At 73.4% G+C, this 11,871-nt stretch carries 12 protein-coding genes; 5 read left to right on the forward strand and 7 right to left on the reverse strand.

Features of this window, described 5'->3' with window-relative positions:
• Positions 1 to 240: 240 nt before the first annotated feature.
• Complete coding sequence (locus ACSNN7_RS26965) at positions 241 to 444, forward strand: PspC domain-containing protein (protein ID WP_436683807.1); 204 nt, start codon at positions 241 to 243, stop codon at positions 442 to 444.
• A gap of 60 nt (positions 445 to 504) precedes the next feature.
• Here ACSNN7_RS26965 and ACSNN7_RS26970 read toward each other — a convergent pair whose 3' ends face one another.
• From ACSNN7_RS26970 to pdxH, 7 genes are all read right to left on the reverse strand, one after another.
• A complete protein-coding gene (locus ACSNN7_RS26970) occupies positions 505 to 1,257 on the reverse strand; it encodes a DUF4230 domain-containing protein (protein WP_436683809.1) in 753 nt (250 codons plus the stop codon).
• A gap of 96 nt (positions 1,258 to 1,353) precedes the next feature.
• Positions 1,354 to 2,517 carry an acyl-CoA dehydrogenase family protein gene (locus ACSNN7_RS26975; RefSeq protein WP_436683811.1) on the reverse strand — a complete coding sequence of 388 codons (1,164 nt, stop codon included), beginning with the start codon at positions 2,515 to 2,517 and terminating at the stop codon, positions 1,354 to 1,356.
• Positions 2,518 to 2,549: 32 nt separating this feature from the next.
• Positions 2,550 to 2,855, reverse strand: coding sequence for a type II toxin-antitoxin system VapB family antitoxin (locus ACSNN7_RS26980; protein ID WP_334452437.1), 306 nt, complete (start codon positions 2,853 to 2,855; stop codon positions 2,550 to 2,552).
• Positions 2,856 to 3,034: 179 nt separating this feature from the next.
• Positions 3,035 to 3,637, reverse strand: coding sequence for a nitroreductase family protein (locus tag ACSNN7_RS26985; protein ID WP_436683812.1), 603 nt, complete (start codon positions 3,635 to 3,637; stop codon positions 3,035 to 3,037).
• A gap of 11 nt (positions 3,638 to 3,648) precedes the next feature.
• Complete coding sequence (locus tag ACSNN7_RS26990) at positions 3,649 to 4,578, reverse strand: aldose 1-epimerase family protein (protein WP_436683814.1); 930 nt, start codon at positions 4,576 to 4,578, stop codon at positions 3,649 to 3,651.
• A gap of 71 nt (positions 4,579 to 4,649) precedes the next feature.
• Positions 4,650 to 5,945, reverse strand: coding sequence for an MFS transporter (locus ACSNN7_RS26995; RefSeq protein WP_436683816.1), 1,296 nt, complete (start codon positions 5,943 to 5,945; stop codon positions 4,650 to 4,652).
• Positions 5,942 to 6,571 (reverse strand): pyridoxamine 5'-phosphate oxidase, encoded by a 630-nt coding sequence (pdxH, locus tag ACSNN7_RS27000; protein WP_436683823.1) that lies wholly within the window; start codon positions 6,569 to 6,571, stop codon positions 5,942 to 5,944. Before pdxH ends, ACSNN7_RS26995 begins: the two co-directional genes overlap by 4 nt.
• A gap of 272 nt (positions 6,572 to 6,843) precedes the next feature.
• Here pdxH and ACSNN7_RS27005 point away from each other — a divergent pair, with 272 nt between their 5' ends.
• The 4 genes from ACSNN7_RS27005 to ACSNN7_RS27020 all read left to right on the forward strand — a co-directional run bounded on the left by ACSNN7_RS27005 (position 6,844) and on the right by ACSNN7_RS27020 (position 11,667).
• The gene (locus tag ACSNN7_RS27005) at positions 6,844 to 7,950 is read left to right on the forward strand and encodes a citrate synthase 2 (protein WP_436683818.1); all 1,107 of its coding nucleotides are present in this window, start codon (positions 6,844 to 6,846) and stop codon (positions 7,948 to 7,950) included.
• Between the two features lie 274 nt (positions 7,951 to 8,224).
• Complete coding sequence (gene serC, locus ACSNN7_RS27010) at positions 8,225 to 9,355, forward strand: phosphoserine transaminase (RefSeq protein ID WP_436683819.1); 1,131 nt, start codon at positions 8,225 to 8,227, stop codon at positions 9,353 to 9,355.
• A 184-nt stretch (positions 9,356 to 9,539) separates the two neighbouring features.
• On the forward strand, positions 9,540 to 10,619 hold the full coding sequence (sepH, locus tag ACSNN7_RS27015) for a septation protein SepH (protein ID WP_436683820.1): 1,080 nt from the start codon (positions 9,540 to 9,542) through the stop codon (positions 10,617 to 10,619).
• A 61-nt stretch (positions 10,620 to 10,680) separates the two neighbouring features.
• Positions 10,681 to 11,667, forward strand: a complete 987-nt coding sequence (locus tag ACSNN7_RS27020) for an aldo/keto reductase (protein ID WP_436683821.1) — start codon at positions 10,681 to 10,683, stop codon at positions 11,665 to 11,667.
• Positions 11,668 to 11,871: the final 204 nt, after the last annotated feature.

Consider the following 11,871-nt stretch of genomic DNA (forward strand, 5'->3'; position numbering starts at 1 on the left):
CCGCCCCCGCTTTGCGGTGTGTCGGGGTGACCGCCGACCCGGACAGCCCGACACGCCGCAAACCGGCGCGACGGCCAGGGGCCAGGACGGGCCGCGTGGAGGGCGTCGGGTGGGGCCGTCACGGGTAACCACCTACGGGTACGGGGTCGCCGGATCCGTCTTGCGACGGAGGGCGCGGTGGTAACCCCTTCCTACCGTTGGTTGCAGAGCGGCGGATCGCCGCAGAGTGGGAGTACGACGATGAGTCGCAAACTGGTCCGGCCCCGCGAGGGGCGCATGCTCGCCGGCGTCTGCGTCGGCCTGGCCCGCCGGTACAACACCTCGCCCTTCATGATCCGGCTGCTGTTCCTGCTGTCGCTGCTGCTGCCCGGCACCCAGGTGATCGTCTACCTGGTCCTCTGGGCCCTGATGCCGAACGAGGACCGCGCCGCCACCCGCTACTGACCTCCCCCGCACGGCAGCGCCCGCCCCGGTACCTCGGGGCGGGCGCTGCCGGTTGCGGGGTCAGGGGGCGGCGTAGGTGACGGTGACCTTCTCGTAGCCGAGGGAGCGGAGCAGCCCCTCCAGCATCTTGCGGGTGTTCTCCTCGGCGCGCTGGGTCAGCCCGCTGTCCCGCGCCGCCGCGGTGATCCGTTCCTCGGCGAGCTGGTAGACCTGCTGCTGCCGGTTGGGGTCGCCGTTGACCAGCTCGCCGAGCCGGTTGAGCAAGCCGCGCTCCTCGGCGAAGACGTAGCTCTTCTCCATGTCGAGGTTGGTCTTGCCGAGCTGCGGTGCGGGCAGCTTGATCTCGACGGACTTGCCGTCGGCGGACTCGACCACCGCGCCCTCGGAGATCCTGGTGAAGTCGACGTACGCCTCGACGCTGCCCGCCCCGACGAAGAGGGTCCGCTGATTGAGCAGGAAGTCGGGCACGTTGTTGCGGTCGTTCTGGAGGTCGACCACGACCTGGAAGTTGCCCTCGGCGGCGACGTAGCGGCTGAGGTCCTGGATCGACTTGAGCAGCGGCGGCTGGCTGCGGTCGGTCTGTTCCTTGGCGAAGGGGTTGCGGAAGTCGGGGAAGATCCCGGTCGCCTGGGCGCCGAGCAGCACCACCACCACCAGCGCCGCCGCACCGAGCACCCAGAGCAGGCCACGGGCGGGCGCCGGCCTGACCGGCCGCGGCGCGGGGGCGTCGTCCGACCGGGCCGGGAGCGTGTCGGCGGTCGGGTAGCCGGGGAACTCCCTGGTGGGCTGGTTGATGTCACCGTCGCGGGCCATGGCCCTCACCGTCCTCGTCAGACACGTCGTCTTCCCATGACGGTACGTGCCGGATACGACAGCCGCGCGGCGAGCGACCCGAACGGGTGAGGCCGGTCAGGCGAAGGCCGACACCCCGGTCAGCTTCTGCCCGATGACCAGCTGGTGGATCTCCGAGGTGCCCTCGTAGGTCAGCACGCTCTCCAGGTTGTTGGCGTGCCGCATCACCGGGTACTCACCGGAGACGCCGTTGGCGCCCAGGATCGTGCGGCACTGGCGGGCGATCGCCAGCGCCTCGCGGACGTTGTTCAGCTTGCCCACGCTGACCTGCTCCGGGCGCAGCTTCCCGGCGTCGGCGAGCCGGCCCAGGTGCAGCGCCAGCAGGTAGCCCTTGTTCCACTCGACGGCCATGTCGGCGAGCTTGGCCTGGGTGAGCTGGAAACCGGCCAGCGGCCGGCCGAACTGGGTCCGGGTGGTGGCGTAGTCGAGCGCCGTCGTCAGGCAGTCGCGGGCCGCGCCGAGCGCACCCCAGACGATGCCGTGCCGGGCCTCGGTGAGGCAGCTCAGCGGCGCCTTCAGCCCGATCGCGCCGGGCAGCTGGGCGTCCGCCGGGAGCCGGACGTCGTCGAGGGCGATCTCGCCGGTCAGCGAGGCGCGCAGGGACATCTTCTGCCGGATCTCGCGCGCCGTCACCCCCGGCGTGTCCATCGGTACGGCGAAGCCGCGAACGCCTTCGTCGGTGCGCGCCCAGATCACGCCGACCTCGGCGATCGGTGCGTTGGTGATCCACATCTTGGCGCCGTCGAGCACCCAGTCGTCGCCGTCGCGGCGCGCCCGAGTGGCCATCGAGGCCGGGTCGGAGCCGTGGTCGGGCTCGGTCAGGCCGAAGCAGCCGATCGCCTCACCGGCCGCCATCGACGGCAGCCAGCGCTGCTTCTGCTCCTCGCTGCCGTAGCGCCAGATGGCGTACATGGCGAGCGAGCCCTGCACCGAGACCAGCGAGCGGATGCCGGAGTCGCCGGCCTCCAGCTCCAGGCAGGCCAGCCCGTACGCGACCGCCGAGGCGCCGGCGCAGCCGTACCCGGTCAGGTGCATGCCGAGCAGGCCGAGCTTGCCGAACTCGCGGGCCAGCTCACGGGCCGGCACGTGGCCCTGCTCGTACCAGTCGGCGACGTGCGGGCGTACCCGGTCGTCGACGAGCTGGCGCACGACGGCGCGGATCTGGCGCTCCTCCTCGCTGAGCGAGGCGTCGACGTCGAGCAGGTCCACCGGTGCGGTCATGGGGGCCACCTTAACGAGTCTTCAGGCGGGCGTCATCCGTCCTGACCGCCGAGCACCAGCACCCGGGCGTGGATCTGGTTGCGCTGCTGCAGCGCGGCGCGCAGCGCGCGGTGCAGCCCGTCCTCCAGGTAGAGACCGCCGTTCCACTGCACCACGTGCGGGAACAGGTCGCCGTAGAAGGTGGAGTCCTCGGCGAGGAGCTTGTCCAGCGCCAGCTCCCGCTTGGTGGTGATGAGCTGGTCCAGCCGCAGCGGGCGCGGCGGGATCTCGGCCCACTGCTTGAGCGTGAAGTTGTGCTCCGGGTACGGACGCCCGTCCCGGACCGCTCTGAAGATCACGGCACGCTCCCCTCCCCGTGGTCGGGCCGACCGACGGCGCGGAGCCGGGTCACGCCGTGGCACCGCGCGGTACGGCACCGATGACCGTGCCAGCCTAACCGCCTCCGCCACACTGCGTTTTACTCCCTCATGTCGGTTTCGCTACCGCCGATACCCATCCCGGACCGTACGAACCACGCTCAACTCCACCGGCCGCGCCGGACCACCTCGCCGACCGGACGCCGCCCCCGCCGCAGCGACGGTGACCGGTGGTCGGGAGCCCGGTAACCGACGGTGATCGCACCGATCGGCTGGTACTCCTCGGGGACCCCGAACGCCTCCCGGTAGGCCGCCAGCCGTTGCGGCGGGATGCCGAAGAAGCAGGCGCCCAGCCCCTCGTCGACGGCGGTGAGGAGCATCAGCAGCGCGGCGAACCCGGTGTCGACGTACCAGTAGGGCACCGGCCAGCGCTCGGCCGCCCGATCCGCCCAGCCCTTGTCCGGCTCGGCGTACCGCTCCAGGTAGGCCGAGCGGTTCGCGTGCGGCACGACGATCAGCGGCGCCCGGCGCATCCCGGCCAGCCAGCGCTCCCGGCCGCCGCCGCCGGGGGTGGCCGCCGTCCAGAACCGCTCCCGGTCCTCCGGGGTCTCCAGCACCAGGAAGCCCCAGCCCTGCGCGAACCCGGCCGACGGCGCCCGTACCGCGTGGTCGAGCAGCCGGTCCACCACGTCCGGCGGGACGGGCCGGTCCGGGTCGTAGTTGCGCACCATCCGGCGTCGCCGGACGGCCTCGCCGAACTCCACGGCCCGGCCGCTCAGACGCCGGGCCGGACGCCCCAGGCGCCCCGCCAGGTGGTGCCGGGCTCCAGCGTGATCACGTCCTTGCCGGAGCGGAACGCGTCGGCCGGGCAGGTCATCGGCTCCACCGCCACCGACCGCCGGTGCCGCTCCCCGGTCAGGGTGTCGCCGGTGAAGACCTGCCACCAGCCGAACTCCCGGTCCGCCCAGACGTGCACCGCGGCGGAGCCGTCGGGCGCGGCCAGGGTCACCGACGAGCCGCCGTCGGCGTCCCGGAGCAGGTCACCGAAGGCCAGGTCGAGCACCGCGTCGCCGATCGGGCGGGGCTCGGTGAAGTCGTACTCGGTGCCGGCCACGGCGGTGGCGCCGACCGGGAGCAGCCGGCTGTCCAGCAGCGTCCGGATCCGCCCTGGTACGCGCAGCGACAACTCCTCCACCGGCACGCCGGGAAGTTGCAGGTAGGGGTGCATCGAGTAGCCGAACGGGGCGGCCTCCCCGCCGAGGTTCGTCGCCTCGTACGCGATTCGCAGGCCGTCCGCCGAGACGCTGAACCGGCTGCGCAGCCGCAGCGGCCACGGGTACCCCGGGGTGGGTGGCAGGTCGTAGCCGACCGTGACGGCGTCGGCGGACTGCTCGACCAGCTCCCACGGCACCCAGTTGACCAGGCCGTGGATCGCGTTGTTCCGGTCCGGTTCGGTGAGCGTGAGCTGCAACGAGCGCTCGCCGAAGGTGTACTGCCCGTCGCGGATGCGGTTGGGCCAGGGCGCCAGCACCTGCCCGGCTCCGCCGGGGCAGATCTCGTCCGGGCCGTACCCGTCGACGTAGTCCACGCCGTCGTGCCGGTACGACCGCAGCCCACCGCCCACCTCGACGATGACCGCCTCGTGGCCGTCGGCGGCAATGGTCCATTGTGCCCCGGACGGCGGGCGGGTCGCGGCCTTCTCCATGTCAGGGGACCTTAGTCGCCGCCTGCGGAGCCCGTCGGACCCACCGGCCCGCTTCCCGCCCAGCGGCCGGCTCAGGCGCGGTCGGCGGCCGGGGTGGCCCGGTAGCGCAGCAGCGCCGGGAAGATCACCACCAGCACGACGGCGAGCACGGCGGAGATCAGGCCCCCGCCCACCCAGGCGACGCCGGTGCCGTACCCGGCCGCCACGGCGCCGGCCCGCAGGTCACCCAGGCGCGGCCCACCGGCGATGACGACGGTGTTGACGCCCTGGAGCCGGCCGCGCATCCGGTCCGGCGCGTAGACCAGCAGCATCGACTGCCGCAGCACCGCGCTGACCAGGTCGGACGCCCCGGCCACGGCGAGCAGCAGCACCACCAGCCAGAGCTGGCGGGCCAGCCCGGCCGCGGCCACCGCGAGGCCCCAGCCGACCACCGCCACCACCAGCACCAGGCCCTGCCGGCGCAGCCGGCCGATCCAGCCGGAGGTCAGCCCACCCAGCATCGCGCCGAGCGAGATCGCCCCGTACAGCCAGCCGATCGCCGCGCCGCCGCCGAACCGCTCCTGGGCCACCTCGGGAAAGAGCGCCCGCGGCATGGCCAGGACCATCGCGATCAGGTCGATGGCGAACGAGAGCATCAGCACCGGCGTGGTGGCCAGGTAGCGCAGCCCGTCGACGATGCTGGCCAGGCCGGCCTTGCGGGGGGCGCCGTCGCCGTCCGGGTCCGGCTCCGGCGGCAGCGCCGGCATCCGCACGGTCGCCCAGACGGCGGCCGTGAACAGGATCATGTCCAGCCCGTACGCGATCGGCAGCGCCACGTCGGTCCGCCAGCTCGCGAAGATCAGCCCGGCCAGCAGCGGCCCGGCGACCGAGGCGGCGGTGTACGTGGTGAAGTTCAGCGTGCTGGCCGCCGGCACCAGCTCGGCCGGGACGAGCCGGGGGATGCTCGCCGTGCGGGCCGCCCCGCTGACCGCGAAGCCGACCGACTGGAGCGCCACCAGGGCCAGCAGCAGCACCGGGCTGCCCACCCGGAGCACCGCCTGCAGCAGCAGCGCCAGCATCGACGCCCAGAGCAGCGCCTGGCTGGCGAGCAGCACGCCCCGCCGGTCCCGGGCGTCGGCGACCGCCCCGCCCCAGAGCCCGAAGACCAGCAACGGCAGGAACGCGGCGATCCCGAGCAGGCCCACCCAGAACGAGTCCCGGGTCAGCGCGTACATCTCCACCGGCACGGCCACCGCCGTGAACTGGAAGCCGAGCATGGCGATGCCGCCGCCCAGCCAGATCCGCCGGAACTCCGGCACCGCCAGCGGGCGCAGGTCGATCGCCCAGCGGCGCGCCCCGCGCGGCCGGGTCGGGCTGGTCGCGGTCACGGGGCCAGCCGCTCCACGACCCAGTCGCCGCCGTCGGCGCGGCGGAATCGCAGCCGGTCGTGCAGCCGACTCGCCCGCCCCTGCCAGAACTCCACCGACTCGGGCCGGACCCGCAGCCCGCCCCAGTGCGGCGGCGCGGGGATCTGCGCCACGTCGGCGAACCGATCGACCACCGCCTGGTACGCCTCGTCGAGCGCCGCCCGGTCCGGCAGCAACCGGGACTGGGTGCTGGCCCAGGCCCCGAGCTGGGAGCCGCGCGGCCGGCTGGCGAAGTACGCCTCGGTCTCCGCCCGGTCGACCCGCTGCACCGGGCCGGCGACCACCACCTGCCGCTGCATCGGGAACCAGGGGAAGACCAGGCTGGCGTACGGGTTGGCGGTCGCCTCGGCACCCTTGCGGGAGTCGTAGTTGGTGTAGAAGACGAAGCCCTCGGGGTCGTAGCCCTTGAGCAGCACGGTGCGCCCGCTGGGGCGGCCGCTGGCGTCGGCGGTACCGACGATCATGGCGTTCGGCTCGGGCAGGCCGGCGGCGATCGCGTCGGCGAACCAGCGGTCGAACTGGGTGTACCAGTCCGCGGCCAGATCGGCCTCGGAAAGGCCCAGGTCGGCGGCGTACTCGTTACGCATGGCCGCCGGCGGCGGTGTGTCGCCCGTCACGTTGCTGCTCCCTCTCCCGGCGAGGCCCTCGTCCCCCGACGCTGGCCAGCCCCCACCGAACAGTCTCACCGAGGACGTGGCGGCCTCCACCGGCGGGGATGTCACGTGCGGCACAGTCGCAGTGGGTCGCGCACTTGGTTACCGAGCAGGCAAGATGTCACGAAACCATCCCTGAGGGTCGCCTAAGGTCTGGGCCGGACTGAGCCCGCGCGGGCGCACCGAGCCGGAAGCCAGGAGACGACATGTCTGACTTCAAACCGGGCCTGGAGGGCGTCGTAGCCTTCGAGACCGAGATCGCCGAACCCGACCGCGAGGGTGGCGCGCTGCGTTACCGCGGCGTCGACATCGAGGATCTGATCGGTCAGGTCTCCTTCGGCAACGTCTGGGCGCTGCTGGTCGACGGTCGGTTCGGCCCGGGCCTGCCGCCGGCCGAGCCGTTCCCGGTGCCGGTGCACTCCGGCGACATCCGCGTCGACGTGCAGTCCGCGGTCGCCATGCTGGCCCCGTACTGGGGTCTGGACCAGCTGCTGGACATCTCCGACGAGCAGGCCCGCGAGGACCTGGCCCGGGTCTCGGTGACCGCGCTCTCCTTCGTCGCCCAGTCGGCGCGCGGCCTCGGCCTGCCCGCCGTGCCGCAGAAGGAGATCGACAAGGCGGAGACGATCGTCGAGCGCTTCATGAAGCGCTGGCGCGGCGAGCCCGACCCGCGCCACGTCAAGGCCGTCGACGCGTACTTCATCTCGGCCGCCGAGCACGGCCTGAACGCCTCCACCTTCACCACCCGGATCGTCGCCTCCACCGGCGCCGACGCCGCGGCCTGCATCTCCTCCGGCATCGGCGCGCTCTCCGGCCCGCTGCACGGCGGCGCCCCCAGCCGGGTGCTGAGCATGCTGGAGGCCGTCGAGCGCAGCGGCGACGCCGAGGGGTACGTCAAGAGCGTCCTCGACCGCGGCGAGCGGCTGATGGGCTTCGGCCACCGCGTCTACCGGGCCGAGGACCCGCGCGCCCGCGTGCTGCGCCGGACCGCCAAGGAGCTGGGCGCGCCCCGCTTCGAGATCGCCGAGGCGCTGGAGAAGGCCGCGCTGGCCGAGCTCCAGGCCCGCCGCCCGGACCGGGTGCTCGCCACCAACGTCGAGTTCTGGTCGGCCGTGGTGCTGGACTTCGCCGAGGTGCCCGCGCACATGTTCACCTCGATGTTCACCTGCGCCCGGATGGGCGGCTGGAGCGCGCACATCCTGGAGCAGAAGAAGCTCCAGCGGCTGGTCCGGCCGTCCGCCCGCTACGTCGGGCCGAGCAGCCGCAAGCCCAGCGAGGTCGAGGGCTGGGACGCCATCCCGCACGGCGTCTGACCCGCGTACCCGTCGAAGGGCCCCGTCCGCGCGGACGGGGCCCTTCGCGTGCCACCGCCCGGCTCGCGTCGCCCCGGTTGTGGCGCATCCCTCAGCGCGCGGGGCGGTACCAGCCGCCGGACGGCCCGGCCGAGGTGCGAGGATGAAGGCTCGGCAGTGCCGCCGGACCGGGCTGGAGATCCCGGCCGCGCCCGTGCGTCCGCGCACGCGCCCGCCGCAGGTCCCCGCCCGGGGAAGGGCCCGCCCTCGCCCATGCGGAAGGATCTCGACAACCGTGGCTGACGCACCGACCATCCGGATTCCCGACGACCTCAAGCCCGCCGACGGACGGTTCGGCTGCGGCCCGTCCAAGGTCCGTCCGGCGGCCGTCTCCGCACTTGCGGACGTGGCCACCAGCTACCTGGGCACGTCGCACCGGCAGAAGACGGTCCGCGACGAGGTGGCCCGGTTGCGCCGGGGCATCGCCGAGTTCTTCTCCCTGCCCGAGGGCTACGAGGTGATCATCGGCAACGGTGGCACCACCGCCTTCTGGGAGGTCGCCACCTTCGGGCTGGTCCGTGACCGGGCCCAGTTCGCCAGCTTCGGCGAGTTCGGCGCGAAGTTCGCCAAGTCGGTCGCCGACGCGCCGTTCCTCGGCGAGCCGACCGTCCGCAAGTCCGCGGCGGGCAGCGCGCCCACGCTGGTCGCCGAGGCCGGCGTGGACGTCTACGCCACCCCGCACAACGAGACGTCCACCGGCGTCGCGGTGCCGATCAGCCGGGTGCCCGGCGCCGATCCCGGCTCGCTGCTGCTGGTCGACGCCACCTCGGGCGCGGGCGGCCTGGAGGTCAACGTCGGCGAGACCGACGTCTACTACTTCGCCCCGCAGAAGTGCTTCGGCTCCGACGGCGGCCTTTGGCTGGCCCTGATGTCGCCGGCCGCGCTGGAGCGGGCCACCGAGATCAAGGCGTCCGGCCGCTACATCCCGGCCTTCCTCGACCTGGTCACCGCGATCGACAACTCGCGGCTGGAGCAGACGTACAACACGCCGGCGCTGGCCACCATCTTCCTGGCCGCCGAGCAGACCGACTGGATGAACTCGCAGGGCGGGCTGGCCTGGGCGGCCAAGCGCACCGCCGAGAGCGCGGGCATCGTGTACGGCTGGGCCGAGCGCTCCGACGTGGCCACGCCGTTCGTCACCGACCCGGCGCTGCGCTCCAACGTGGTCGCCACCATCGACTTCGCCGACGAGGTGGACGCCTCGGCGATCGCCAAGGCGCTGCGCGCCAACGGCATCGTGGACACCGAGCCGTACCGGAAGCTGGGCCGTAACCAGCTGCGCGTCGCGCTCTTCCCGGCGATCGAGCCGGCCGACGTGGAGGCGCTGACCGCCTCCATCGACTACGTGGTGCAGCGACTCCAGTAGACGGTCACGGTGGGTGGCGGGCGGGGTCCCGTCGGCCACCCACCGTGATCATCGTCGCAGCTCAGTCGCGACATGCGGGTGTCGCATCCCCCACCTTCGGGTAGATGAGCGTACGGTGGTGCGAGGACGCCCGGGTGGCCGGCTCGTGGCGTGACGGCCAGCGAAGCGGGACGGAGGCAACGCCATGCGCCCAGTACGCTTCGTCGCCCTCTCCGAGGACGGCCAGGCTCTGGTGCTCGCCGACGAGGTCGGGCGCCTGCTCGCCCTCCCCATCGACGAACGCATCGCCACGGCGCTGCACGCCGAGCCCGGCGCGACGCCCCTGGCGGTGGTGGCGACCACCGTCGACCCGACGCCGTCGCTGTCCCCACGGGACATCCAGGCCCGGATCCGCTCCGGCGAGTCCGCCGAGGACGTCGCCCGCATCGCGGGCGTCCCGGTCGACCGGGTCCTGCGGTACGCCGGTCCGGTGCTCCAGGAGCGGGCGATGCTCGCCCAGCACGCCCGCCGTACCCGGCTCAAGGGCGCGGAGAAGCCCACCCCGCTCGCCGAGGTGGTCAACAATCGCCTCGCCCAGCACGGGATAGACACCGAGAAGATCTCCTGGGACGCGTACCGGCGCGACGACGGCACCTGGCGGATCATCGCCACCTGGCCGTCCGGCAAGGCCACCGCGCAGGCCGTCTGGGACCTCGACAAGCTCCGGCAGAACGTCACCCCGCACGACGACATGGCGCAGTACCTGTGCGCCGAGCGTCCGACGCCGATCCTCGGCCAGGAGCCGGCGCCGGAGCGGGGCGGGCACGCGCTGCCCGGCCCGTCACGCGGCGAGCCGAGCCGGGGCGGGCACGGCCTGCCGTCGGCCGGCGAGCACAGCCGCCCGGGGCGGGACCCGATCCGGGCCGGGCGCGACGCCCTGCTCGCCTCGCTGGACCGCCCGCTCGGCGGCACCTCCGGTCGCGGACTCGACCCGCGCTCCCCGGCAGCGATGGCCGGCCCCGACGCGCCCCGGCAGCGGGCTGTCGGCGGAGGCGCGGCGGCGCTGCTCGGCGGCGGTCAGGGGTCGGCGTTCGACGACGACTCGGACGCGCCGAAGGAGGTCCCGGCCGTACCGTCGCTGGCGGTGCTCAGGCCCCGCCGCACGGGCGCCGCGGCGGCCGCCGGCGGCGAGTCCACCGACGCGACCGGCAAGCCGCGCAAGCGGCTGCCGAGCTGGGACGACGTCCTCTTCGGCAGCGGCCCGGCGGCCCGCGAGTCCTCCTGATCCAACGGTCCACCCTGGCAGGCGCAAGGCACTCTAAGTGCCCGCGTGCCAGGGTGGACCCATGGAGTACACGAATCTGGGACGCACCGGTCTCTCGGTGAGCCGGCTCTGCCTCGGCACGATGAACTTCGGGCCGCAGACCACCGAGCCGGACAGCTTCGCCATCATGGACCGGGCGCTGGAACACGGCATCAACTTCTTCGACACCGCTGACGTGTACGGCTGGCAGACCGGTGAGGGGATCACCGAGCAGATCATCGGCCGCTGGTTCGCCCAGGGCGGCGGCCGGCGCGACAAGGTCGTCCTCGCCACCAAGGTCTACGGCAAGATGGGCGACTGGCCCAACGAGCAGGGGTTGAGCGCCCGCCACATCATCCGCGCCTGTGAGGGCTCGCTGCGCCGGCTGCAGACCGACGTGATCGACCTGTACCAGATGCACCACGTCTCCCGGAGCACGCCATGGGAGGAGATCTGGCAGGCGATGGAGACCCTGGTCGCCCAGGGCAAGGTGATCTACGTGGGATCGTCCAACTTCGCCGGTTGGCACATCGCCCAGGCGCAGGCGGCGGCGGGCCGGCGCAACTTCCTCGGCCTGGTCGCCGAACAGTCCATCTACAACCTGCTCACCCGGCACGTCGAGCTGGAGGTGCTGCCCGCCGCGCAGCACTACGGACTGGGTGTCATCCCGTGGTCGCCGCTGCACGGCGGCCTGCTCGGCGGCGTCCTGCGCAAGATGGCCGAGGGCGGCGCCGCGCGGGGCGCGAGCGGACGCGCCGCCGACGCGCTGGCCGAGCACCGGTCGACCATCGAGGCGTACGAGAAGCTCTGCGCGGACCTCGGGCACGACCCGGCCGACATGGCGCTGGGCTGGCTGCTCTCCCGGCCCGCGGTGACCGCCCCGATCATCGGGCCACGTACCGTCGACCAGCTCGACCGGAGCCTGGGTGCGCTGACCGTCGACATCGACGAGGCGACCGAGCAGCGCCTCGACGAACTCTTCCCCCCGATCGGCAACGGCGGCCCCGGCCCGGAGGCCTGGGCCTGGTGACCCACCCCTGACACCGGTGCCCCGCCGCGTGCGGCGGGGCGCGGTGCTCCATGCCGGGGCGCAGCGGGGCGCGTGCTCCGCACCGGGTGCGGGGGCGCGCCGTGTGCGGGGGCTCGTGGGCCGCGGCGTGTGCGGCGGGGCGCGTGCTCCGCCGCACCCGTTTGCGGCGTGTCGGGGTGACCCGGAGACGGGAGACCCCGACAC

The organism is Micromonospora sp. URMC 105 (assembly GCF_051386295.1).
GTDB lineage: Bacteria > Actinomycetota > Actinomycetes > Mycobacteriales > Micromonosporaceae > Micromonospora.